Here is a 24,508-nt window from a genome sequence, read left to right on the forward strand (position 1 = left end):
CGACAACTTGGTGTTTAGTGCTAAACTTCGTCGGCGTTCGAATCGCCATGGGGACACAGCGGATCATCGACTGAGCTTTATTTCCTGGGGAGGAATTGTCCTTGATCATCAACAGCAGCGATCGGTTGCGGCTGGTGGAACAGGCAGGAAACGAGATCCGCGACCAGCAGCGGAGACTGCCTGAAAAAGACTTCTACCTGCGGAAACTCTCCGAAATCTGGCAAAGGGCCGGACACACCGAAGCCTACGCCGACCTCCCGGAGTACTCCTTCGCCAGGTTCGAGGAACTCGGCACCACCGGCAAGTATCGCCTCAAGAAAAATCCTCATGAATTCCTGGCGGCCCCGCTCGACGCAGCGGCGAAATATTATGAAACCACCGGGACAACCGGACTGCCGACACCGACCCCTCGGTTGGCCGAGGACATAATCTGGAACACCGTTTCGGTGGCCGAGGCCTGGCGCGATCTGTTGCCGGAAAATGAACGTGTATTGATTATGCTGCCCTCGGACATCGTGCCTGTGGCGGACCTTATCGTCGGTGTCTGTGAGTACCTCGGGCGACCCCACACCCGGGCCTATCCGTTCGCAACCGGGATCTCCGACTGGGACCGGTTGATCGGACTCTGCCAGTCCTTCCGGCCGACCACCGTTTTCGCCGCGCCCGGAGTGGCACTGCAGTTCAGCAGGCTGGTCAAACAACGCGGTCTCTTGGCGGAACTGAGCGCCGGCGTGAACCGGATGATGCTGCTCGGCGAGGTCAGCACCGCGCCGTTCCGGACCCGACTCGGCCGATGGTGGGACGCCTCCGTGCTCGACGCGAGTTACGGCAGCACGGAGACCGGCACCCTGGCCGCCGGCTGTGCCCGGGATCGCTTGCACCTGCTGACCGCCACCAACTACTTCGAACTCGCCGCTGAAGACGGAACGGTCCGCCCGCTCCCGGAATCCGGCGCCGGACGGCTCGTGGTCACCCCGCTCAACCTGCACGCCCGGTGCGTGCTGCGGCTGGACACCGGAGACGACGTGCGGATGGGAGCCCACTGCGACTGTGGTGACCGCGCCCCCGTGATCGAAGTCGTCGGGCGCGGTTCCGACGCCGTGGCCGTGCGCGGCGCGAAACTCACCGTGCGCGCTGTCGAAGAAGTGGTCTACGGCGAGACCGAGGCGACCGGCTATCTGATGGAGACCGACGCGCCGGGCGCGTTCGCCCGGTTGATCCTGGAACGGGACGTGCACTGGGACCGGACCGGGGAGGCCACGATGGCCGACCGGCTCCAGCATTCGTCCCGGGAGGTGCTCGGCTTGGAATGGGACGAGGTGCTCTTCGTCAATCAGCTGCCCGCGAGCACCAAGAGCGGGGCGTCACAGAAGAGCTGGAAGCGCTCCAACTTCCGGGTCGTGGGAGCGGGCGGATGACCGCGCGCCTCGCTCCCCACGCGCCTCTGGGGACCGCCGTCACCACCGGTGAAGCAGACCTGTGGTGCACGTACGCCGCGGTCCGCACGGCCGGGTGGCTGGGCCGGACCGGCGAACTGCCCGGCCGCGCGGCCACGATCGAGTACCTGGGCAGCCGCCGCAACACCGACGGCGGCTACGCCTGGAGCAAGGGAATGGCCTCCGACGCGTGGGCGACGTTCTACTGCACGCAGGCCATGGCCGAACTCGGCGCCGAGATCCCCAAGCTCGGCTCGACACGGGACTGGCTGCGCCGGACGTGGTCCGGTGACGCGTACGCGATGCTGCCCGGCCAGGCCCCCGACGTCTGGGCCACGCATTTTTCGGTGCGCACCACCGTCGAACTGTGTCAGGACGCCCCACCGGACCGCGATCGGCTGGTGAGCTGGCTACGTGCGCTGCAGGCGCCGGACGGTGGCCTCGGCTGGTCACCGGAGCACGCCGGGGCCACGGCCTCCGACGTCCGCGCCTGCTTCTACGGGGTGATGTCCTGGCGGGCATTACGCGCACTGGAACCCGATCTGGCACTTCCATGGGACGGCCCCGCGCTCGTGCGCTGGCTGCGGGATCAGCAGCAGGCCGAAGGCGGTTTTCGGTTCGGTCCGTCGGCGGACACCCCGTGCATGTGGGCCACCTACCGGGCGACGGCCGCACTGGAAACGCTGGGTGCGGCCCCGGCCGGGAAACAGGCTTGCCTCGACTGGGTCATCGACCGCCGGTCGTCCGATGGCGCGTTCGTCCGATGGGCCGGTTACGACGTGGCCGATGTCTGGGCTTCGTTCTGCGCGATCGGCTCGTTGCGGGCGATGGGCGCGGACACCGGCCCGCACGCCGACCCCGTGCTGCGCAGGCTGCACGCGCTTTCCTGCCCGTCCGGCGGCTTCACCTATCGCGAACCCGATCAGGCCGGGGACGCGCTGAGCACCGCGGCCACCGCCTTGACGGCGGCGCCCGACGACCCCCGGCAGGAGCAGTGGCGTGCCTGGCTGGCCGGATGCCGGCTGCCGAACGAGGGCGGGGTCATGTACATGCCCGCCCGTGGCAGCGAAGTGCGGTGCACACTGTGGGCTCTCGCCGCGGGAGCGGCCGACGCGGACCCCACCGCGCCGCGTGAGATCGCGAACTGGCTGACGGAGCTGCAGAACCCGGACGGTGGTTTCGGTTATTGGGAAGGCCGGGGTTCGGATCTGGTTTCCACCGCGGCGGCGGTGGAAACCCTGCGACTGCTGGGAATTCCGGTCTCCGAGGCGCTGGACACCGCGCGGCTGGCGCAGTTCGTCTTCGGCTGCCGCGACGAGGAAGGCCATCGTCACGTGCCGGGAGCGCCTCCCACGCTTCGCGCCGGGTTGCAGGCGTTGCGGATCCGGGAACAACTCGGCCAGACCGTGTCCGGAGAACTGGCCGCCCTGCTCGAACGCCATCGAGTGCCCAGCGGCGGCTTCGCCAACGTGGGTTCGCGTATGCCGGATCTGCTGAGCACCTACGAGGCGGTGGTGACCGCGGACCGTCAGGGGATCTTCGTGGATTCCGCCCGGCTGACCGTCTTCCTCGACCGGCTCGTCCGGCCGGAGGGCATCGGATGGACACCGCTCGCACCAGCCGGTGGCGGAGTGCTGGCCGACTGCCTCGGCTCGCTGCTTCGCGAACGGAACGAGGGAAACCGGGCGGACTTGCCCGCGCTCACCCTGTCCTGAGGGAAACCTTCCATCCTGGGGAAACCATGCCCACCATCACCATTCGCACCACGGAGCTGCCCACCACCGAACGCCGCGCCATCGCCGTCCGGCTCACCCGCTGGTTCGCCGAACACGACAGCGACCGCAGGCACGTGGTGGTGCGGTTCGAGCGGACCGAGCAGGGCACGGTATTCGTCGGCGGCCTGCCGATCGAAGCCCTTCCACACGAAGACGAAGGTTTGCACCACGCGAGTGTCGTCTGCTGCGTGTCCGTCGGACGAGACGAAGCCTTCTACGAAGAACTGGCCGCTGTACTCGCCGACTCGCTCGGCATGACCGCCGGAACTCCGTTCTTCTACCTGGAATTCCGGCCGACACCCAAGGAATCCGTCTACTTCGGCGACCGGGGACGACTCCGTCGCGCGGACACCACACTGAGGGGAAACCGATGACCGTATCTTCCGTGCCCACCCTCGACTCCCTCCAGACCCGGACCCGGGCCGTCCTGGCCGGTCTTTTCGGGCCGGAAATCGACGACCTGCCCGCCGACACACCGCTCCCGGAAACGCTCGGCGACCGCTACGACAGCCTCGGCGCGATGGAATGCGTCACCGCGATGGAAAAGGAGTTCGGCATCGAGGTCGACTTCGTCGAGCACGACGTCCGCTACACCTTCGCGCGACTGGACCGCATCGCCGAATTCGTCCATTCCCAGTTGGAAGATCAGGCCGTCTTCGGAGGATCTCGATGACGGCGACGGAAATCGAGTTCCGCACGTCCGGGCACACGGGTTCACCCGCCGTATGGCTGCGTACCCCGGACCAACTGCGGGCAGAAGCCGAGCTCATCGCGGACGAACTCGTCGGCGAAGTCGAACAGATCGTCAGCTTCGCACCGGTGGAGCACCTCTTCGGCCGGTTGTTCGCGCGAATCCTGCCGGAGATCCGCGGCATTCCGGTGCACCACCTCACCCACGCGCCCACCGGATTGCCGCCCGAAGTGGAGCGGAAGCGGACACTGTTCGTCTGCCTGCCGGCAAGCTGGCTGGTGCTGCGTCATCTGCTCGGCCGGATCAGGGCGCTCCCCTCGGCGGTCGCCCTGCACGGAACCGGGCCGACGGTGCAAGCCACCGGTGAAGTACTGGCGGCGTTGTCCGGCACCGGTTTCCGCGCGTTCGAATTGTTCGGGTCCACCGAAACCGGCGGGATCGCGCACCGGGAGATCACGCCACCGGGCACCGAGGCGGGACGCTGGCGGCTTCTGCCCGACGTCGAGTTCGCTGATCCGCGACAAGGCCGGGGACAGTGGCTCCATATCCGGAGCCCACGGCTGGCCCGCCGCAGCGACATGGCGACCAGGCCGGAAACGTGGCAGCTGCCCGATGTGATCCACCGCGACGAGCGATCTTTCGAGTTCCACGGACGGGCCTCGGCGCTGATCAAGGTGAACGGGCAACGGGTCAACCTGGAAGAACTCGCGACCGCGCTGCGGAACTCGGTCGACGGTCTGGACGTGGCCTGCCTGCCCGTGCACGATCCGGTCCGCGCCGAGCACTACGAACTGTTCTACAGTTTCGATCAGGACCTCTCCCGCCAGGAGATCTTCGCCCGGTTGCGGACGGTCATGCACGACGTCACCCCGCCGCGCGCGGTGCATCAGGTCCGGCGCATCCCCCGGACCGCGACCGGGAAGATCGCGGTCACCGCCTTGTACGCGCTCACCCAAAAGGAGTCCCAGGCGGCGTTGGAAGGGGCGAGCTGATGTCCGGCCGTCCGAGCCCGTCCGATCCCGCCTCGTCGCTGAACGGCTACGCCGAGAACGCCGGAATCACCTACCCGGACGATCGTCCGGAGCTTCCCGGCCTGCTCGAGCTGCCATTGGCCGAACGGTGCGCCCGGCACGACCAGGGCGAGTGGGACGACCGGAAATGGGCGGAGCAGAACGAGAACTGGTATTCCGTGGCCGATGCCCGGTACCGGGCGGTCACCGCGCGGCGGAGTTCGGCATCGGGTACGCCGCTGATCCGGATCGGCGTCAAGGACACCATCGACGTCGCCGGCCTGCCGACTTCCCTGGGGCTGCGGCATTACCGGCACCATCCGGCGGCGACGGCGAGGGCGCTTTCCCGGCTCGACGGTGTCGAGGACCAGGTGATCGGCAAGGTCGTCAGCACCGAGCTGAACATCGGCGTCGGTTCCGGCTGTGTGAATCCCTATTTCCCGCACATCGACCCCGCAGGCTCGAGTACCGGTGCGGGCGTCGCCGTCGCGGCCGATCTCTGCGATCTGGCGATGGGCACGGACGTCCTCGGTTCGGTGCGCTGGCCTGCCGGGCACTGCGGCACCGTCGGGTTGCGCATGACGCATGATCCTGGCCTGCTGCACGGCATTTTCCCTTTGTCACCACCGATGGACGCGGTCGGCTGGGTGGCGCGCACGGCCGAGGACCTCGCGTTCCTGTGGCAGCGCCTCGGTCTGCGGACCCTGCTCGGTCAGGACGGGCAGCCCTCACCCGACCGGTACCGCGTCGGCGTGCCCACCGAAGTCCGGGACGGCTCGTGCGGTCCCGAGATGCTGGAAACGCTGGATCTGGTCAGCGCCGCGCTGGCCGACGACGGCCACGAGATGACCGACCTCCGCGTGGGGGACGATCTTTGGCGACGTCGCGGCGACGCCTGGCAGCTTTGCGCCCGGCAGGCATGGGACGGCTACCAGCTGTGGCGGCACTGGATCACCGTCCCGTTGCACCAGAGCACCGAGCAGGCGCTGGAGGTCGGCGCGCGGGTGACCGACGCGCAGTACACGGAAATCCTCGACGCGATGTTCTCCTGCCGTCAGGAGAACGCCATCCGCTTCGGGGACCACACGCACGCCTGGTTGCTGCCGCTGGACCCCTCTCCCCCGCCCGATCGGCGGACCAGCCGTCCGGTCGCCACCACCATCCCCGCCCCGGGCGAAGCCGACTACGACCGGCGGATCGGGTACACCCCGATCGCCAGTTTCGCCGGGTTGCCCGCCATCGCCGTGCCCGTCCGGCTCAGCCGGGTGAACCGCGCACCGCTCGGAGTGCAGATCGTCGGCCCGCCCGGCAGCGAAGAACGGCTGATCGACCTGGCCCGGCGGGTACAGGTCCTGCTGAAACCGCCGGTTCTTCGCCCCGCGTGATCACCACCACCACATCAGGAGACCGTGATGATCCCCCACGCAGTGCTGGAAATCGCCGCCGCCCACCAACCCGACTGGTCCACGCCGGAGGATCTGGCCGCCGTGCGGAACGAACTGCGCGCCAGGCCGCCGCTCGTCGACGCGCATTCGTGTTACGCGCTCGCCGGTGAACTCGAGTTCGTCGCCCGCGGGGAGGCCGTGGTGATCCAGGCGGGCGACTGTGCCGAACTGTTCTCCGACTCGGCGCGGCACCGGGTCCAGGCCAAGGCCTCACAGCTGCACCATCTCTGCGAAACCGCCGAATCCGCCGGGATGCCGACCGTCCGGATCGGCCGCTTCGCCGGGCAGTTCGCCAAACCCCGTTCCTGCGCGACGGAAGTCCTGCCGGACGGCACGGAAATCCCGGTTTACCGCGGTGACGCGGTGAACGGCGTGACTCCCACCGCGGCGGCCAGGCGAGCCGATCCGGCGCGGATGCTGACCGCCTACGATCTCGCGGCGGAGGGCCTGGACGCGCTGTTCATGCGGCAGCTTCTGCTCTGCGAGGCGGGCAGCGGGATCAGTTCGATGCTGGCGCCGACCTACATCAGCCACGAAGCACTCCTGCTGGACTTCGAGCACGCGCTGCTGCGCCCGGATCTCGCCCGCGGCGGCAGTTACGCCTCCTCGGCCCATATGGTGTGGATCGGTGAGCGCACCAGGCAGCTCGATCACGCCCATCTCGCGTTCGCCGAGAGGATCACCAACCCCGTCGGAGTGAAGATCGGCCCGAACGCGACCCCCGAGGAGCTGATCGCCATCGTCGACCGGCTGGCCACCGGGCATCGCCGAGGCAGGCTGAGCCTCATCGTCCGCATGGGCGCGGAGAAGATCGCGGACCGGCTCCCCGCTCTGGTGGCCGCACTCGGCACGCGAGCCGGGCAGGTGGCCTGGCTGTGCGATCCCATGCACGGCAACACCAGGAAGACCACGGCCGGGCAGAAGACCCGGGTGGTGACGGAGATCCAGGCCGAGATCGGGCAGTTCTGCCGGATCCTGCGTGAGCACCGGGTCCACCCGGGAGGACTTCACCTCGAAGTGAGCCCGGACCCGGTGACCGAATGCGTGGACACGATGGCGGAGCTGAGCGGCGCACTCGAGCTGGGCAGGTACGAGTCGGCCTGTGACCCCCGGCTGAACCCGGTCCAGGCGCAGCAGGTCGTCCGGCATTTCACCCGGTTGCTCTGAGAACCCGCGCGGGCCGGGTTCTACAGCCCCGTACCGACATCACCGACGTGCGATACACCGTGATCGTCGCAGCGGCTCTGGACCTCGCCGAGGAGCACCCTCAGCAAGGAGGCGAGCTGGGCCCGCTGCTCGTCGCTCAGCCCGGAAACCAGTTCGAGTTCCCGTTCGAGCACCCGATCGACGGTCTGCTCCACCAATGAGTGCCCGGCCGGGGTCAGTGTCACGTACACGCTGCGGCCGGGCGGTTCGGTGTGCCGCACGACCAATCCCTCGCGTTCCGCTCGGGCCACCCGCTGAGATATCGCTCCCGCCGTGACCAGGGTCAGCCTCGCCAGCTCCCTGGTCGTCAGCGAATACGGCGGGGAACTGCGCCGGAGCACGCTGAGCAGGTCCAAGGTGGCCGAATCGACGTCGGAGTCCAGCAGGACGCGACGGCGGTCCTCACCGAACAACTTGGCCAGCTGCCACACCCGGGTCACGATGCCGATGGACTGGGTCGACGTGCCGGGCCGTTCGCGCTGCCACGCCGCCTCGATCTCGTCCGCGGCGTCCGGCGTGTGGTCCTTTTCGGACGCTGCGCTCATCCCGAACCTCCACCGCGGTTGTCGGCTGCACGGCGCACAGCCTATCATTTAGGTCTAAACGTGAGTTAGGACCGGCGAATACGAAGGAGGCTAGATGACCCGGACGATCCTGGTCACCGGCGGGGGCACCGGCATCGGCAGGGCCGTGGCGGCGAGATTCGCGGCGTCCGACGCCGTCGTGCACATCACCGGTCGTCGCAAGGAGGTACTGGTCTCGGCGGCGGCCGAGCTGGGGTCGGCGGTCCGGCCGCTCGTCTGCGACAGCACCGATCCCGAGCAGGTGACCGCCGCGATGGACGGACTGGACGGGCCGATCGACGTGCTGGTCAACAACGCCGGCGGCAACACCGACTTCGACCTCCCCGAGCAGGAAGGGCTCGCCGGGGTCCTCGCGCACTGGCGGGCCAATCTGGACGCCAACCTGATCAGCGCGGTGCTGACCACCACCGCCGTCGAAGGCAAACTCGCCGAAGGCGGATCGGTGATCCACATCGGATCCATCGCCGCCGACCAGGGCGCCGGATCGTACGGCGCGGCCAAGGCCGGGCTCGCCTCGTGGAACGTCGATCTGGCCAAGCGGCTCGGCGCCCGCAAGATCACCGCGAACGTGGTCTCACCGGGCTACATCCGCGAAACCGAGTTCTTCCGGGACAAGCTCCCCGCCGAACGCGCCGAGCAGCTGATCGGCGCGACCAGCACCGGCCGCGCCGGCCTTCCCGCCGACATCGCCGAAACGGTGTACTTCCTCGCTTCCGCCGGCGCCCGGCACATCACCGGGCAGACTCTCGGGGTCAACGGCGGCGCCCACCCGACCAGGTAAGGGACGAAAATGGTTGCCGTCGCGGACACATCCCCCTCGACCGTGCCGACTCCTCGGGACTGGGCAGGGATCGGGGTGGTCCTGCTGGCCACGTTCATGGGCCAGATCGACATGTTCATCGTGAACGTGGCCAGCCCGCCGATCCAAGCGGATCTGGGCGCCAGCTTCGGCCAGATCCAGTTCGTCATCGACGGTTACGTGATCGCCTACGCGGCGGGCATGGTGACCGGCGGAAAGCTCGGCGACCGTTTCGGCCGCAAGAAGGTGTTCCAGTACGGCGTGGCGGCGTTCACCGTCGCCTCGTTGCTGTGCGCGTTGTGCCCCACGGCGAATCTCCTGATCGTGGCGCGCGTCGTGCAGGGCGCCGCGGCGGCCGTCCTGATGCCTCAGGTGCTGTCGATCATCCAGGGCACGTTCGCCCGTCAGCGGGACCGGCAGCGCGCGATCGGCGCCTACGGGTCGGTGATCGGGCTCGGAGTGGTCGCCGGGCTGATCGGCGGCGGGCTGCTCCTGAACGTGGACGTCGCCGGTCTGGAGTGGCGGACGATCTTCCTGATCAACGTGCCGATCGGGCTGCTCATCCTGCTGGCCGCGCCGTCGACGGTCCGGGAGAGCCGGAGCGAGGTCACCGCGCGGCTGGACATGGTGGGGACGGTGCTCACCGCGTCCGTGCTGCCCATCCTGCTGATCCCGTTGTCGCTCGGCCCGGAACACGGCTGGCCGCTGTGGATCTGGGTCTGTTTCGCCGCCGCGGCGCTGCTGACGGCCGTCCTATTCCGGTACGAGAACAGGCTCGCCGCGCGCGGCGGGGATCCGCTGCTGCCGGCCCGGGTCCTGCGCGGGCGCGGGTTCCCGGCCAGCATGGCGACGGTGACGGTGTTCTTCGCCGGCAACGCGGGCTACTTCCTGGTGCTGACCTACTACCTCCAGTCCGCGCTGAACCTGGACCCGCTGGCCACCGGGGTGGTGTTCGTGCCCTTGGGCGTCGGGTTCGCGGTGGCCTCGGTGGCCGGGCGCCGCCTGGCCGAGCGCTACGGCACCCGGGTGCTGATCACCGGTGCGCTGCTGATGTTCGCGAGCTTCCTGCCGATGCCGTTCATCGTGCAGGCCGGCACCAGCACCCAGGCCGTCGCGCTCGCGGCCACCATCGGGCTGTCCGGGATCGGGCAGGGACTGGTGGTCTCGCCGTTGGTCGGCATCGCCATGGCCCAGGTGCCCGCCGATCTCACCGGAGCGGGTTCGGGGGTGCTGAACACCGTCACCCAGGCCGCGATGGCCGTCGGGATCGCGGGGATCGGCACGGTCTACCGCGCCGCGCTGGGGCGCAATCCGCAGGACACGGCGTCGATCCCCGCGAGCGACTTCGGCGACGCGTTCGTCGTCACCTGCGGGGTGCTCGCGGCGCTCGCCGTGGCGACAGCGGTGCTGAGCTGGGTGCTCGGCCGATCGAGGACGGCGACAGAGGCGGGAGCCGGACTGTGACGACGAGGGGTCACCGACCGGTCGAACTCGACGGTGAAGGCCTGGACCTCGCCGGTGTCCGGCGGATCGCCGAGTACCGGGCGCCGTGCACCGTGGCCCCGTCCGCGCTGGCCGACGTCGAGAGCAACCGGAAGTCGTTCGAGGAACTGGTGGGCCGGGGCGTCCCGGTCTACGGCGTCACCACCGGGTACGGCGAACTGGTGCACCATCCGGTCGGGGCGGGCGACGAGGTGGCACTGCAGACGAATCTCGTCCGCAGCCACAGCGCCGGGGTCGGCCCGCTGTTCGCCGAGGACGAGGTCAGGGCGATGATCGCGGCCCGGCTCAACGCGCTCGCCAAGGGCTACTCGGCCGTGCGCCCGGCCGTCCTCGACCGGCTGGCCGCGTACCTGAACCTGAACATCACCCCGGCCGTGCCGGAGATGGGGTCGCTGGGCGCCAGCGGGGACCTCGCGCCGCTCTCGCATGTCGCCGTCACCCTGATCGGCGAGGGATACGTCCTCGAAGACGGCGAACGGACACCGACCGGCCCGGTCCTCGAACGGCACGGGATCGTGCCGCTCACCTTGCGGGCCAAGGAAGGTCTCGCACTGATCAACGGCACGTCGGCGATGACCGGGCTCGGCGCCCTGGTGGTCGGCCGGGCGCTGGACCAGGTGCGGCAGGCCGAGATCATCTCCGCGCTGGTCGTGGAAGTGCTGCGCGGCTCGACGAGCCCGTTCCTCGCCGCGGGGCACGAGCGGGCCCGGCCCCACCGGGGTCAGATCGACACCGCGGCGAACCTGCGCGTGCTGTTGGACGGCAGCGGGCTCGCCGTCGGCCACGCCGAACTCTCCCGGCAGGCGCGCGACGGCGACGGCGAGGTCTACCTGCAGAAGGCGTACACCCTGCGCGCGGTGCCGCAGGTGCTCGGCGCCGTCCGCGACACCCTCCGGCAAGCCGAAGCCACCCTGGAGATCGAACTCAACTCCGCCAACGACAATCCGCTGTTCTTCGGCGAACCCGGGGAAGAAGAGATCTTCCACGGCGCGAATTTCCACGGCCAGCCGATCGCTTTCGCGATGGACCACTGCACGATCGCGCTCACCCAGCTCGGCGTGTTCTCCGAACGACGCACGCATCGGCTGCTGAACCGGCATCTCAACGACGGGCTGCCCGAGTTCCTCATCGCGAACGATCCCGGCCTGCACAGCGGGCTCGCCGGAGCGCAGTACCCGGCCAGCGCGCTGGTCGCCGAAAACCGGACCATCGGCCCCGCCAGCACCCAGAGCGTGCCCGCCAACGCCGACAACCAGGACGTGGTCAGCATGGGCCTGATCGGGGCGAGGAACGCCCGCCGTGTGCTGGCGAACAACAACTGGATCCTGGCGGTGGAACTGCTCGCCGCCGCGCAAGCCGTCGACGTGTCAGGCCGGTACACGCGTCTCGGCCCGCTCGGCCGGATCACCCACGACCAGGTCCGGGCGACGGTCCCGGCCCTGGACAGGGACCGGTATCTGAGCGACGACATCGGCGCGCTGGCCGCCGCGATCGCCCGCGGCGATTTCCTCGACGCGGTCGTCCGCCACGGAGCCGAGCTGCGGTGAAGGTCGTTCTCGGTTCACTCCGGCTCGGAAAGGGGTCTCGGTGACGTACGACGATGTCCTGCCCACGCGTGTTCTGGGGTCGGACGGTCCCGCCGTGTCCGCGCTCGGGCTCGGGTGCTTCGGGATGAGCCGGGCCTACGGCGCCGCGGACGACACCGAGTCGATCGCCACCGTCCACCGGGCGCTCGACCTCGGCTGCACCTTCTTCGACACCGCGGAGGTTTACGGACCGTTCGACAACGAAGAACTGCTCGGCACCGCGTTGCGCCACCGGCGCGACGAGGCGTTCATCTCCACGAAGTTCGGCTGGGAGTACGCCCCGGACGGCACCCGCGGCCGGATGAACAGCAGGCCCGGCCACATCCGCCGGACCGTCGACGCGATGCTCGTCCGGCTGCGCACCGACCGGATCGATCTGCTGTCACAACACCGCGTCGATCTCACGGTCCCGATCGAGGACGTGGCTGATGCCGTCGGCGGACTGATCACTGCGGGCAAGGTCAGGTACTTCGGCCTTTCCGAAGCCGGGACGGCCACGATCCGTCGCGCGCACGCGGTCACCCCCGTGACCGCCCTGCAGACCGAGTACGCCTTGTGGGAGCGCCACATCGAGGCCGAGATCCTTCCCCTCCTGCGCGAACTGGGAATCGGCTTGGTCGCCTATTCCCCGCTGGGCCGCGGTTTCCTGACCGGAACAGCCAAACCGGCCGAGGAGTACGCAGACGGTGACTACCGCAGGAAGGATCCTCGCTTCCAGGGCGAGAACTTCTGCGCGAATTCCGCCGCCGTCGACGTGGTCGGTGTCATCGCAGGCCGTGTCGGCGCGAGCGCCGCGCAGGTATGCCTGGCGTGGCTCCTGGCCAAAGGCGACGACATCGTGCCGATCCCGGGCACCAAACGCCGGCGCACACTCGAGGAAAACCTTCGGGCCGCCTCGCTGCGGCTCGGTCCTGAGGACATGGCACTGCTCGACGCGGCGGTACCGGCCGGCATCACGAGGGGCAAGCGCTACCCGGAAGACGCCATGCACATGAACGGTCTCTGATCCGCGTCGAGTCGGTGTACCCGCCGTGGTCCGGGAGGTTCGCCGGGTGATGCGGGGTGATTTCGCCGAGGTCGGGCGGTGGCATGAGCGCACGGGTGCGCCGTGGCGTGATCTGCCGGATCGGCATGGGCCGTGGAAGACCGCGCATGAGCGGTTGCGGAAGTGGACCGCGGACGGAACCTGGGACCGGGGTCCTGGAGCACGTGATCGTCAAAGACGACTCTCCCTAGGCCCGTTGGAGGACAGCGTCGAGTTCGTGATCAGCGTCTACTCCACGAGTGTCCGGGCGCATCAGCACACGGCCGGTGCCCGGAAAGGGGGCTGCGCGCGGACTGGATCGAAGACCTCGCCATCGACGGGGAATCCCTCGGGCTCTTCCGCCTCGTCCCACAGCCGCACCTGTCGCCACTCGACCACGGCTCTATAGGTGCCGTATCCCTGGCAGGACCCTCCGCTCGCCCTGGTTCGAGTCGCCTGCCTTACCACTCAGTGGCCGTCTTCACCGGTTCGCACTGATTCGACGTAACTGTGACCAGGATAGATCGTGTCCGCCCACGCCTCGCCGCCCGCGACCAGAAGACCGGCCACGACCGCGAGCACGGAGACCACTTTGGACCACTTCACCGTCATCACAAGATGCTCCTTCGGTTGATGTGCACAAGAGACCACACTTTCCACTGTGGACCCGCACCGGCACCCGGTCACACGACGAGGCCGCGTCACCTGGTCACCTGGGGCCTACGCGACCAGGTCCGCCGGGGCGGTGATCACGCGAAACCGGGCCGACAACGCTGTCATGCGCGATTTCGACCAGATCGTTCACTGTGAACTTCGTTCACGAGTCACGGCATCGGTATTCGACTGTTCGATCGGAACATTGCTTCGCCCGGCGCAGTTTTCCGCCGACCCCGATACGCAAATACCATTCCGGAGTTCTCACTGAGCGGGAAGGTCGGCTCCGCCCACACGGCAGACCGCCGACCTTGACAGCGAAGCCAAGGACCACGGCCGCGGAGCGCGACCACCAAGGCATGGAGCCAAGGTTCGACATATTCATTGAACACAATACAAGCATGTCCACTACGGTAACCCTCACCGTAATCCCATATCGTGAACTTGCATTTCATTGTGACTCCATTGTGACGTAACGTAACCCGGCAACAGTCCGCCGAACAGAACTTTTACAGCCGATAGGGTCTATTGATCGCCCTTACAGGTATCACGAAACCATGCCAAGGGCTCATGGCGACGTGGACCTATAACGTCGATGCCACCTTCGAGGCATGACAGTGGAGGAGTGTGGTTGCGTGGGCACAAGAGCATTCGGTGAGTTCCTGCGGCTCTACCGGCTGCGTTCGTCGATGACGCAGGAAGAGCTCGCCGAGCGGACCGGCATCAGCGTGCGGGCGATCAGCTACATGGAACGCGGCCGGGTCCGCACGCCACAGCGCCGGACCGTTGAACTCCTCTCCGAAGGCCTCGGGCTGACATCCGACGAACACCAGGAGTTCGCGGACGCCGGCCGCGCCGGACGGCGGACACCGGCCGACACGGACAGGCCCGACCCCACCGGCACGCTGACGAGGAGCTGCGTGCTGCCACCGGAGCTGACCGAGTTGACCGGGCGGGACGCCGATCTGGAGGCATTGGAGCGGTACGCGCTCGAAGCCGTCGCGTCCTGCCGTTTGCAGCTCGCGGTCGTTCACGGGCTGCCAGGCGCCGGCAAGACCGCGCTGGCCGTGAACGCGGCGCACCGTTTGAAGGAAAGCTTCACCGACGGCTGTCTTTACCTGGATCTGCGCGGCACGGACCGCGCCCCGCTCACCCCCGATCGAGCGGTCCGGCAACTGCTGCACGCGTTCGGCCTGGACGAGCGCGTGGTCCCCAACGATCCCGACGACCGGCTGTCGCTCTACCGCTCGTTGCTCCGCGACCGCACGGTGCTGCTGGTGCTCGACAACGCCGCCGACGAGGCACAGGTGCGGCCGTTGCTGGCGACCAGCAACGGCACGCTCGTCCTGGTCAGCAGCCGTAACACCCTGACCGGATTGGACGTCCGGCACCGGATCGGGCTGGACCGCCTCACCTCGGACCACGCGGTCGAACTGCTGGCCCTCGTCGCCGGCCAGCACCGCGTCGCCGCCGAACCGGAGGAAGCGAGACGGGTCGCCGCCCTGTGCGGCGGCATCCCGCTCGCGCTCATCATCGCGGGCAACCGGCTGGCCAGCCGCACCCAGTGGCCGATCTCGTACCTCGCCGACCGACTGGAGGACGAGAGGCGCCGCTTGTCCGTGCTCACCGCCGGGGATCTGCAGGTGCGCACCGCCTTCGAAATCTCCTACCACCACCTCGATCCCGATGCCGCGAGCATGTTCCGGCGCCTCGCCCTGGTGCCGGGATCGGATGTTTCGGTCGAACTGGCCGCGGTCGTCTCGGGGCAACCGGAGGAAACGGCCGAGCTCAGCTTGGAGAAACTCGCGGACGCCAGCCTGCTCGGCGCCAGCGGGGCCTGCGGGCGGTACACCTGCCACGACCTGTTGCGCGTCTTCGCCCGCGAGCGCCTGGAACTCGAAGGAAGCGCGGAGGAAACACAGGACGCCCTGCGCCGGACACAGCACTGGTTACTCGAGGTCGCCATCAAGGCCGCCCTGTACTTCGACCACGACCGCACGGACGTCGGCGCCGTCGAAGGGCCGGATCCCGTCTACGACCGCCAGTCCGCGACCAGGTGGCTGGAAGCGGAACAGTCCCATTGGCGCTGCTCGCTGCGCACCGCCGCCGCCCAGGGGGAACACCGCCGGGTCCTGGACCTGGCGACCGCCATGCACTGGTACTCCGACCTGCGCGGAGACGGCGAACTGTGGTGCGAGGTGTTCGGTGCGGGGGCGGAAGCGGCGCGTGCGCTGGGCGACCGTCGTGCCGAAGCGGAACAGTGCAACTTTCTGTGCTGGGCGCTCAGCGTCCTGTGCGGCAAGCCGTACGAAGCGCTGGAAGTGCACGATCGCGCAGTCGCGGCCGCGACCGAGGTCGGGGATCTCGTCCTGGAGGCATGGGCCTACTACTACCGCTCAGCGATCGACTCACGCCTGACCTTGCCCGCGGAGGCCGTGCGCCACAACCGTCGCGCCGTCGCCTTGTTCGAGCAGGCCGGCTACCCGACCGGTCAGTACCTGTCGATGTCATGGCTGGGCAAGCAGTTGCACATGACCGGCGAACTCGACGAAGCCGTGACACTGCACCGCCGGTGTGTCGCCCACTACCGAGGTCAGGCCAGCACCCCGGGCAACGACGAACTGCTGTCCATGGTGCTGACGCGGTTCGCCGAGACCCTTGCCGACCTCGGTGACCTCCAAGCGGCCCTGCCGGTTTTCGACGAGGCCGAAGCGTTGTTCAGGAAGCACGGGGCGGTAGTCGGCGTAGCCCGCGTACAGCACAGACGCGGACAGGCTCTGCTCAATTCTCGCCGCCTCGCCGAAGCGACGGATCAACTGCTGTCCGCTTTCCAGCTGCTGGCCGACAATCGCTGGTCCGACGACAGGGTCCGCATCCTGGAACAACTGTCGGAACTCTACGAACAGCGAAATGAGCCCGGCCTCGCCAGGGAATACCGGATCCAGGCGCTCACCGAATGCACCCGCTACGAGACGCCCGCGAACAGGGAGACCGCCCGCAAACTCGCCGGCCTGCTCGGTATCAGACGCACGGACCAGCCCGTCGCCGGCGCCGGCTGAGACCTCACACTCGCTTGGTTTCCGGCCGAAAACCGGGCATGGACATCCCGACGAGCTGAACGCGATACTTATTCATATTATTCACCCGCAAAAGCACCGGCAAAAACCCCTACCTTCGGGTTCTGCCGGTGCTTCTTCATGACCAAACGTGGCAGCACGATGTTCAATCAGCCCAAAGCGGTGGCAGTGAGTAAACCGAACAGTCTTCACGTCCAGCGAGAAAGCGCTTACTGATCGCCTGCAGACTTTTCACAGACGTGACGACGAGAGTTGACGGACATGGTGAACCTCGTACCGGCCAGGACCACGGCTGCCGCGCTGTGCGAGCGGCTGTTCCCGAAGTCGTGACGCCGGAACCAGAGCCGGAGGACGGGCGATGACCCCACGGACGGGAAACCACACATACGCACCGAAAGGGTCGGCGGATTCGCTGGCGGCCATGCGTGCCTTGGTCTCGCCGTACGGCCTGGTCGGCCGGACGGGGAACACGCTCGGGGAGCCGCGGATCCCGATCGGGGTGAGCTTCCTCGGCGAGGTCGGAGAGATCTTCCCGCGGCTGGGTGGCTGGCGCCGTTCGATGGCCACTGACGGGAATTTCGACGGCGCGGGCGGCGATCTCGATCCTGAGCGGGCCGAACTCCTGAGTGCCGCGGAGTCACTCGAGCGTTATGCGACCCTCGCCGTCCGTGAAGACCTTCTGATCACGGCGAGCGCCGACGAACTCGGTCCGGACGCCGTGGCCCCGAGCGAGTGGCCCCGGCCTTCGGCGGCCGAGTTCGCCGCTCCGCGCTTCCCGTTGACCCGGCCGGACGACGGGGCTCGTATCCAGTGGGTCAGGGCCTGGTCGCTCACCCAGGAGCGACCTCGGTACGTGCCCGCTCGCATGGTGTGGCTACGCCTGGCACCCGGCACCCCCGCCGAGTCCTTCACCCGTGGCAATTCCAGCGGCAGCGCGGCCCATGTGGACTACCCGCGCGCGGTGCTCGGCGGCTTGCTCGAGGTCATCGAACGTGACGCCCTCATGCTGACCTGGCTGCACCGCCTCCGCCTGCCCAGGCTGGCGGTCTCGTCCCGGGATCTTCCGCCTTCCCTGCGTCCTTACGCCGAGCGGAGCCGCGAGGCCGGCCTGGAGACCTTGATCTTCGACGCCACCACCGACTTCGGTGTCCCGGCCTTCTTCGGCCTGCAACTCTCGGACGACGACCGGCTGCTCGCCCAAGTGGTCGCCACGACGGCGGGACTGGACCCGGTGGCCGCCACCGCCAAGATCCACCGAGAGCTGGCCATGCTCCGGACGGCGTTGCGCTCCACCGCACCGGCGGACGGCGCGGACACGATCCTCGATGGTGCCTGCGGCGGCGCTTTCGTCAACGGCGCACTGGCCGCCAGGAAGAATTTCGACTTCTTGCTGGAGGGGCCGCGCCCGGTCCGGTCCTTCGCCGACCTTCCCGGGCCCGGCACCGACGATCCGGTCCGGCAGCTTGCGTGGGTGGTCTCCCGGCTCCGCGACAGCGGCGCGGAGGTTCTCGCCGTCGACATCACCCCGGTCGAGGCACGCGCGACGGGCACGGTCGTGGTGAAAGTACTGGTGCCCCAGGCCGTGCCGCTCACCTTCGGCACCACGGTGCGCATGCTCGGCACTCCGAGGCTGGCCACGGCTCCGGCCACGATGAACCACACCGTTCAGCCGGAACACCGGCTCAACCCGCTCCCGCAGCCGATGGCATGAGGAACACCATGAACCCTGTCCTCCACACCACACCCCACGGTGCGGCCTCCGGTTTCCTCCGCCGTCGCCGCGGCCTGCGCTCCGCCGCGGTCGGCGACACGCTGGTGCTCGGCGGCTCGGTGACCCCCGTGCGGCTGTACGGCAAGGCGGCCACGACGTGCGTGCCCGCCTTGCTCGGAGCCCTCGACGGCAGCCGCGGAATCCGGGAACTCTCCGAAGCGGTCGGTGTGCTGGAACACGAAGTCGAACTCATGCTTTCCTTGCTCGGCAGGCACGGCGCGGTGGAATCCGTCGCGACGGCGCCGGGGCCAGGTTCCGCGGTTGCCGGCTTCTTCGCTTCTGTGGCCGGGCATCGCGCCGATTCGCGCAGCGGGGAAGAAGTGCGGGACGCCTTCGCGGCCATCACCGTCGAAGTGCCGGGAGAGGACGCGTTCGCGACGAAAGTGCGCGAGGCGTCGGCCACGCGTGGCCGACGGCAGTCGTCAAGTGGGACGCTCGTGGTGGGCGGTTCCGCCGCGGAGCTGGTCGATCGCTGGCGCACCGGTAGCGCCGTCCTCCCGGTCCGGACGGCGGGCGGCGAACTCGCGATCGGACCGGTCACCCGGCCCGGCGCGAACCCGTGCCCGCGCTGCGTCACCGAAGGCACCGATGAGCCCATCGCGCTGCCGGGCAGGTACCGAGACCTCGCCGCGGCGTTCGTCGCCGCACGAATCCCGGTACTGGCCACCGCCCGCCACGACGACGTCGCCTGGTCGCAGCACATCGACTTCGAATCCGGCCGGACCCGGCTCGTGGCCAAAGCATCGCGCCCTGGCTGCCCGGACTGCTCGGTGCTGCACGGGATCACCCCTCGGCCCGCGAGCGCGGCCGTCCGGTACGAAGCCACTCTCGGCCGGGTCGCACCGTCGCCGGGCCCGAAGACCCGCCCGGCCGAATGGCCGCTCGCCCGCCGCGTCCCGGCCGTGGGCATCGGCACGCCGGTGCAACGGGCGTGGGCGGGAAACCCGGTCGCGTCCCTGCGCTGTCATGTGCTGTTCCCGGGCGAAGCCGGGACCCTCCGGGCGGTTTTCGGCGTCATCCGGGACGCTCCCGAACTGGCGCTGCTGTCCACCGTCACCTCGTCCGCTCCCGCGATGGTCGTGCTGACAGGAACGGTCGAAACCGCCACACGGTGGGCCGGAAGTGCGGCGCTGCATGAACTCCTCGTCGAAGCGGGCTGGGCGATCGAAGTACTCCGGGAAGCACTCGGTGACCACGCAGCGGTACTCGACGGCTGGTCCGACGACCAGGTCGCCTGGCTGCCCGCACCCGTCTTGGAACGCGAACCGGTGCTCGCTGTGCTGGAAATCAGGGAGGTTCGATGATCATCCAACCGGAGATGGCCGAGGTGCTCGTCTCGTTCGGGACAGCCGCCCGGGCGACGGCGCCGGTGTCACGCCTGCCCATACCGCTCGGCGTGCCCGTGTCACCGCCCCCGGCGCTGCGCGACGTCGTCGCCCGTCGTCGCCGGAGCACCGAGCTGGTGATCTCCACCCGCTCGATCCCGGGAATGCGCGACGGCGTGAGCGTGGCGCACGAGGACGGCACATTCGGCCATCTCGGCCCCGGACATCAGGATCTCGCACCCGGGACCGCGGTCCTCTCCCTGCTGGGTGACATCGAAACGGCCGTCGCCACGCACGGTGGGCATGGCTACCGGATGCTGCTCACCGCCGCGGGGAGACAGTGCGCGGCGATGGCCCGCGCCGCCGCGCGGGCGGGTCTGAGCGCCGAGCGTTGCCGCCCGGTTTCGTTCGGGGATTTGAGGTCGCTGGTCCCGGCCGACGGCGCCGGTCGCGCGATCCTTTGCGGACTGTCGCTCCGTGCGACGTCACCGCGGCGATGGGACGTGGAATGAACGGGTACGAATGGTGGTACGCCCGGCTGTATCCGGGCGCGGTTTCCGGTATGGACACCGTCGCGGCGGGAGCGAGCCGGTGGGCGAAGCGGACCGCCGGAGAGATCGACGCGAGGTGCTGGTACTTCATCCGCTACCTCGATGCGACCGGTGTCCACATCAGACTCCGCATCCAGGCGGACCCGGACGCGCTGGACACGCTGGACGAGCGAAGCGGCCCGCTGCGTGAACTCGTCGCCACGACCGACCGGCCGCCGGCCCCTGAGCACCGGCGGCTCATTCCCGAAGCGGGCGCGCTCGACACCCCGGGGCCGTCCGGTGTCCGGCTCGGCTGCTACGAACCGGAAATCGACAAGTACGGCCGTGACCACCTTCCCGACGCCGAAACCGCCTTCCAGGACTCGAGTGAGCTGATGCTCGACCTCGACGCGACGAGCAAGGCACAGCCCGGCGCACGCGCCGGGCTCGCCGCCCGTCTGATGCGCGAGGCCGCGGCCGCGGTACTCACCGAAGCGGAGATCCGCGAATTCTGGCCGTTCCACCGCAACTACTGGGGCGAGCATCTGCGTCTGCTCAGGCAGTCCAAGGCGGCTCTGCAGAAGCGGCTCGACACCGTTGTCACCACGATCGGGAATCATCCGCCCACCGAGACCGAGATCGACCTCCTGCGCGCCTGGAGCGACCGGCTGGCGCGCCGGATACACGCGACCGCGCCATCACGGCGTTCGCGGCTGTTCTTCCACCACCTGCACATGAGCATGAACCGGCTTGGCTATCTGCCCGCCGAGGAAGCCATGATCGGGCTGGCCATGATCGGAGGCGGAAAATGACCACCGAAGTCGAACCGACACCGTCCCTCGCCGGGACATCGATGCCGCGGTTGAGCCCCGAAGCGATCAGGCTCTATCACCAGATCGTGCTCAACCCCGGCATTCTCGGGGCCGACACCACGCGCGGACGAGATGACGACACGAGCGAGGCCATCGCACAGCTCGCCGAAAGCGGGTTGGTCCGGCCCGCCCCCGGAAACGGCTGGGAGGCGGTCAATCCGGGGCTCGCCGTGGACGCGCTCGCCCGCCGGACCCAACACGTCCTGGTCGACCACCTGCTCCAGATCTCCGCCCTCGGGCGGCACTTCACCCTGTTGCACGGTGTCGACTCGGAGCGCGGGAACGGTTCGGCCACCTTGTTCGAGCCGGTCGCCACCGAACACGAGGCTCACGCGTTCCTCGCCGAGCATCTCCGAACCGGTCCGCAAAACCTCTTCGCGTGTTCAGGGGGCCCGGGGCCCGGCTTCGCCGACTGCGGGGTCGGTGCCTTGCTCACACCGGCACTGATCCCGCCCGGCCGTCAGGTGCACCTGGTGTTACCGCATGGGAGCACGCTTCGCCCCCAGTTCACCGAACACCGCGCGATCCGGGTCCGGAGCTGCCGTCAGATCCCCCTCACGGCCGTCGCCGCGGGCCCTTCGGCCGGCGCGCTGGCGCTGCCCGCTTCCGGCCCGTCCTCCCCCGCACGGCGGTTCTTCGTCTACCAGCATCCGGCCGCCCACGCGGTGGTCAAGACGCTGCTGGACTCCCTGTGGTCCTTCTCCGTACCTCTTCACGCGCAGATACCGCCGCCGGCCGGGATACACCGGGCCATCGTCGGCTTGCTCGCGATGGGCAAGAAAGACGAGAACATCGCCCGCCACCTCGGTCTCGGGCTCCGCACCACGCGTAAGCACATCGCCGACATCCTCAAGACGCTGGGCGCGCGCAGCAGACTCGAAGCCGGTGTGCTGGCCGAGCGGAACGGCTGGCTGGACCCGCCCGCCGAAACCACGGAAGGTCGTCTCTGAGCTCTCGGCCGGTCACCCGGGCAGGGCGAGAGCATCCAGCAAGCACGCGGCGAACTCCTCGGGCAGCCCCAGCATTCCGCCGTGATCACCGGGAAACACCACGGGTCGGAGGTCCAGTCGCTCGGCGAGCAGTACCGCGGTCCGGTACGCGAACTGGCCTTCCGACGTGGTGCCGACTCCGACCACCACCCGCGCCGGAGTGGTGCGCAGCGCGTCCAGATCCGGGACGTAGCCGGCCAGCGGGCGCCACATCGGGCCGAAGAAGACCGTGAGGTTCGCCGGGGTGAAGAACTCCTCCAAATGATCCCGCATCGCCACGATCGCGACCAGTTCGTCCGGGTCGGGGGACTCCGGCACGTCGAAGCCGGCGGAAGGCAGGAACTTGCCCAAGGCCGCGCTCGCACCGACGGTTCTGGCGGTTTCGTAGACGTCGGCGTTGTGCGCGCGGCGCTCCTCGGGTCCGGGCAGCAGCTCGGCGATCGACGGCTCGTGCACGATCAGCGTGCGCACCTGTTCCGGATATGTCGCGGCCAATTCGAGAGCGGTGGCGCAGCCGCCACTGGTGGCGAACACGTATGCGGGCTCTCGGGTGACCGTGCGCAGCAGTCGGCGCGCGTCGTCGGCCTGGGTCTCGACCGTGATGTCCCGGCTCGGATCGTCGACGGTGGACACCGACAAGCCGCGTGGGTCATAGGTGATCACGGTGTGGTGCTTCGCGAGCAGCGGTGCGATGTCGTCGTACATCGACGCGCCCGCCGGGCCGCCCGGAATCAGCAGCAACACCGGCCCGGTGCCGCGCACCTGATAACTCAAGTGAGCCCCGGGAACGTCCAGTGTGCCGGCTCTTTCCGATTCCCACGGCTCTTCCATCATGCCAGATCCCTCCTGTGGCCGCCGAACTTCGCTGCGGGGCGGATAACCGCAATGAAGACGGTAATCCCCCGCGTGGCGGAGATGGAAAAGAATTGTTTGCACGAGTGCCCCCGTCGTATTGCATGATGCTGCACGATTTAGTCGCCATTCCGAGGGCGAGTCACTGATATGGTCGTTTTCATGCGCGTGTTGATCAGCACTTGGGGATGGCGATCTCACTATTATCCGATGGTCCCGTTCGCATGGGGGCTTCGCGCGGCCGGACACGAGGTCCGCGTCGCCGGCCACCCGGCGCTGGCACCCGCCATCACCGGCTCCGGTCTCACGGCGGTCGAGGTCGGCGAAGACCCCGGTTTCGTCGAGCTTTTCGCCGGCGGGATCAGCCGGAAGGCCGAATCGGAGGATGAGTCCGTCACGGTCGACGGCGCGATCGCGGGCTGCGCGGACGGGATGGTAGATGATCTGGTCGCGTTCGCACGCGACTGGCGCCCGCAGGTGCTGGTGCATGATCCGCTGAACCTGGCCGCCCCGATCGCGGCGCGGGTCCTGGGTATCCCGGCCGTCAAACACCTGTGGGGCGCCGATTTCTCGGCGATCATGCCGGTCGCCGAGGAAGTCGCCACCGGGAACCTGGTGCGCCGGTTCGGGATCGATCGACTACCCGACACCCCGGACCTGATCGTCGACCCCTGCCCCTGGGCGATGCAAGTGCCCTCACCGGGCCTCGTCCCGCGTCAGCCGATCCGTTTCGTTCCCTACAACGGAACCGCGATGCATCCGTCGTGGTTGTGGCGACGGCCGTCGCGGCCGCGGGTGTGCGTCACATGGGGCACCCTGATGTCCGAAGTGGATGATGGTGAGCTCTTCCGCGCGCCGCGCGTTGCCGAAGCGCTGGCCTCGTCCGGCGTCGAGGTCGTGGTCGCCGTCGACCCCAAGACCCGGCCGCGATTCGGCGCGCTGCCGGACAATGTCCGGTTGGCCGACACGCAGCTGGCCCTGCACGTGGTGCTGGCGAGTTGCCGGGCCATCGTCCATCAGGGAGGTGCCGGGTCGACGATGACCGCTCTCGCCGCCGGGGTGCCGCAGGTGATCTTGCCGGCGGTGGTCGATCAGCGGTTCAACGCCACCCAGCTCGCTCTGACCGGCGCCGGCGTGGCCGGGGATCTCGAAACGGTGGCCGATCAGGTGCACGCGCTGCTGACCGAACCGCACTGGCGGCAGGCGGCCACCGCGCTCGCCGAGGAGAACGCCGGCCGTCCCTGTCCCGCGGAGGCGGCGACCGGATTGGCCCGGCAACTCGACATGCTGTCCGTTTGATCGGATACAGATTTCCGTCCCCGCGATGAATCGCGGATTTCCCGTCGATATGAATGGTCGTCATACAATGCTGCCCGAAG

Annotated in this window: 21 protein-coding genes and 1 pseudogene; 19 read left to right on the forward strand and 3 right to left on the reverse strand. The window is 68.6% G+C overall.

Going from position 1 to position 24,508, the window contains the following annotated elements:
- Positions 1-101: 101 nt before the first annotated feature.
- Genes H074_RS33300 through H074_RS33330 form a run of 7 tightly spaced genes read left to right on the forward strand, consistent with a single transcriptional unit; the run spans position 102 to position 7,524 of the window.
- Entirely contained in the window at positions 102-1,418 is a 1,317-nt protein-coding gene (locus tag H074_RS33300) for a phenylacetate--CoA ligase family protein (protein WP_007034491.1), read from the forward strand.
- Positions 1,415-3,151: a prenyltransferase/squalene oxidase repeat-containing protein gene (locus tag H074_RS33305; protein ID WP_007034492.1), complete on the forward strand. Its 1,737-nt coding sequence runs from the start codon at positions 1,415-1,417 to the stop codon at positions 3,149-3,151. The genes H074_RS33300 and H074_RS33305 overlap by 4 nt, the downstream gene beginning before the upstream one ends.
- A 26-nt stretch (positions 3,152-3,177) precedes the next feature.
- On the forward strand, positions 3,178-3,585 hold the full coding sequence (locus H074_RS33310) for a tautomerase family protein (RefSeq protein WP_007034493.1): 408 nt from the start codon (positions 3,178-3,180) through the stop codon (positions 3,583-3,585).
- A complete protein-coding gene (locus H074_RS33315) occupies positions 3,582-3,884 on the forward strand; it encodes an acyl carrier protein (RefSeq protein ID WP_007034494.1) in 303 nt (100 codons plus the stop codon). The genes H074_RS33310 and H074_RS33315 overlap by 4 nt, the downstream gene beginning before the upstream one ends.
- Complete coding sequence (locus H074_RS33320) at positions 3,881-4,894, forward strand: acyl-CoA synthetase family protein (RefSeq protein ID WP_007034495.1); 1,014 nt, start codon at positions 3,881-3,883, stop codon at positions 4,892-4,894. Before H074_RS33315 ends, H074_RS33320 begins: the two co-directional genes overlap by 4 nt.
- Entirely contained in the window at positions 4,894-6,297 is a 1,404-nt protein-coding gene (locus H074_RS33325; RefSeq protein ID WP_007034496.1) for an amidase family protein, read from the forward strand. Before H074_RS33320 ends, H074_RS33325 begins: the two co-directional genes overlap by 1 nt.
- Positions 6,298-6,324: 27 nt before the next feature.
- On the forward strand, positions 6,325-7,524 hold the full coding sequence (locus tag H074_RS33330) for a 3-deoxy-7-phosphoheptulonate synthase (protein WP_007034497.1): 1,200 nt from the start codon (positions 6,325-6,327) through the stop codon (positions 7,522-7,524).
- Between the two features lie 20 nt (positions 7,525-7,544).
- Here H074_RS33330 and H074_RS33335 read toward each other — a convergent pair whose 3' ends face one another.
- Complete coding sequence (locus tag H074_RS33335) at positions 7,545-8,108, reverse strand: MarR family winged helix-turn-helix transcriptional regulator (protein WP_007034498.1); 564 nt, start codon at positions 8,106-8,108, stop codon at positions 7,545-7,547.
- Between the two features lie 94 nt (positions 8,109-8,202).
- Here H074_RS33335 and H074_RS33340 point away from each other — a divergent pair, with 94 nt between their 5' ends.
- The 5 genes and pseudogenes from H074_RS33340 to H074_RS42405 form a co-directional block, all read left to right on the forward strand.
- On the forward strand, positions 8,203-8,928 hold the full coding sequence (locus H074_RS33340) for an SDR family NAD(P)-dependent oxidoreductase (protein ID WP_007034499.1): 726 nt from the start codon (positions 8,203-8,205) through the stop codon (positions 8,926-8,928).
- A 9-nt stretch (positions 8,929-8,937) separates the two neighbouring features.
- Positions 8,938-10,410, forward strand: coding sequence for an MFS transporter (locus H074_RS33345; RefSeq protein WP_200865839.1), 1,473 nt, complete (start codon positions 8,938-8,940; stop codon positions 10,408-10,410).
- Entirely contained in the window at positions 10,407-11,996 is a 1,590-nt protein-coding gene (cmdF, locus tag H074_RS33350; protein WP_007034501.1) for a tyrosine 2,3-aminomutase, read from the forward strand. The genes H074_RS33345 and cmdF overlap by 4 nt, the downstream gene beginning before the upstream one ends.
- Before the next feature lie 40 nt (positions 11,997-12,036).
- A complete protein-coding gene (locus H074_RS33355; RefSeq protein WP_007034502.1) occupies positions 12,037-13,041 on the forward strand; it encodes an aldo/keto reductase in 1,005 nt (334 codons plus the stop codon).
- A gap of 88 nt (positions 13,042-13,129) precedes the next feature.
- A pseudogene (locus H074_RS42405) lies at positions 13,130-13,235 on the forward strand (transposase); the annotation flags it as partial.
- A gap of 292 nt (positions 13,236-13,527) precedes the next feature.
- On the opposite strand, the gene H074_RS40825 reads toward H074_RS42405, so the two are convergent.
- Complete coding sequence (locus H074_RS40825) at positions 13,528-13,671, reverse strand: hypothetical protein (protein WP_161630716.1); 144 nt, start codon at positions 13,669-13,671, stop codon at positions 13,528-13,530.
- Positions 13,672-14,348: 677 nt separating this feature from the next.
- On the opposite strand from H074_RS40825, the gene H074_RS33360 reads away from it, so the two are divergent.
- The 6 genes from H074_RS33360 (at position 14,349) to H074_RS33385 (ending at position 22,238) form a co-directional block, all read left to right on the forward strand.
- Positions 14,349-16,772 (forward strand): ATP-binding protein, encoded by a 2,424-nt coding sequence (locus H074_RS33360; RefSeq protein WP_007034504.1) that lies wholly within the window; start codon positions 14,349-14,351, stop codon positions 16,770-16,772.
- 439 nt (positions 16,773-17,211) lie between these two features.
- Positions 17,212-18,501, forward strand: coding sequence for a YcaO-like family protein (locus H074_RS33365; protein ID WP_007034505.1), 1,290 nt, complete (start codon positions 17,212-17,214; stop codon positions 18,499-18,501).
- 8 nt (positions 18,502-18,509) lie between these two features.
- The gene (locus tag H074_RS33370) at positions 18,510-19,865 is read left to right on the forward strand and encodes a hypothetical protein (RefSeq protein ID WP_007034506.1); all 1,356 of its coding nucleotides are present in this window, start codon (positions 18,510-18,512) and stop codon (positions 19,863-19,865) included.
- Entirely contained in the window at positions 19,862-20,398 is a 537-nt protein-coding gene (locus tag H074_RS33375; protein WP_007034507.1) for a hypothetical protein, read from the forward strand. The genes H074_RS33370 and H074_RS33375 overlap by 4 nt, the downstream gene beginning before the upstream one ends.
- Entirely contained in the window at positions 20,395-21,228 is an 834-nt protein-coding gene (locus tag H074_RS33380; protein ID WP_007034508.1) for a thiopeptide-type bacteriocin biosynthesis protein, read from the forward strand. The genes H074_RS33375 and H074_RS33380 overlap by 4 nt, the downstream gene beginning before the upstream one ends.
- Positions 21,225-22,238: a helix-turn-helix transcriptional regulator gene (locus H074_RS33385; RefSeq protein ID WP_007034509.1), complete on the forward strand. Its 1,014-nt coding sequence runs from the start codon at positions 21,225-21,227 to the stop codon at positions 22,236-22,238. The genes H074_RS33380 and H074_RS33385 overlap by 4 nt, the downstream gene beginning before the upstream one ends.
- A 12-nt stretch (positions 22,239-22,250) precedes the next feature.
- Here H074_RS33385 and H074_RS40830 read toward each other — a convergent pair whose 3' ends face one another.
- The gene (locus H074_RS40830) at positions 22,251-23,111 is read right to left on the reverse strand and encodes an alpha/beta fold hydrolase (protein ID WP_007034510.1); all 861 of its coding nucleotides are present in this window, start codon (positions 23,109-23,111) and stop codon (positions 22,251-22,253) included.
- 228 nt (positions 23,112-23,339) lie between these two features.
- Here H074_RS40830 and H074_RS33395 point away from each other — a divergent pair, with 228 nt between their 5' ends.
- The gene (locus tag H074_RS33395; protein ID WP_007034511.1) at positions 23,340-24,428 is read left to right on the forward strand and encodes a nucleotide disphospho-sugar-binding domain-containing protein; all 1,089 of its coding nucleotides are present in this window, start codon (positions 23,340-23,342) and stop codon (positions 24,426-24,428) included.
- Positions 24,429-24,508 lie beyond the last annotated feature (80 nt).

This window comes from Amycolatopsis decaplanina DSM 44594 (assembly GCF_000342005.1).
GTDB lineage: Bacteria > Actinomycetota > Actinomycetes > Mycobacteriales > Pseudonocardiaceae > Amycolatopsis > Amycolatopsis decaplanina.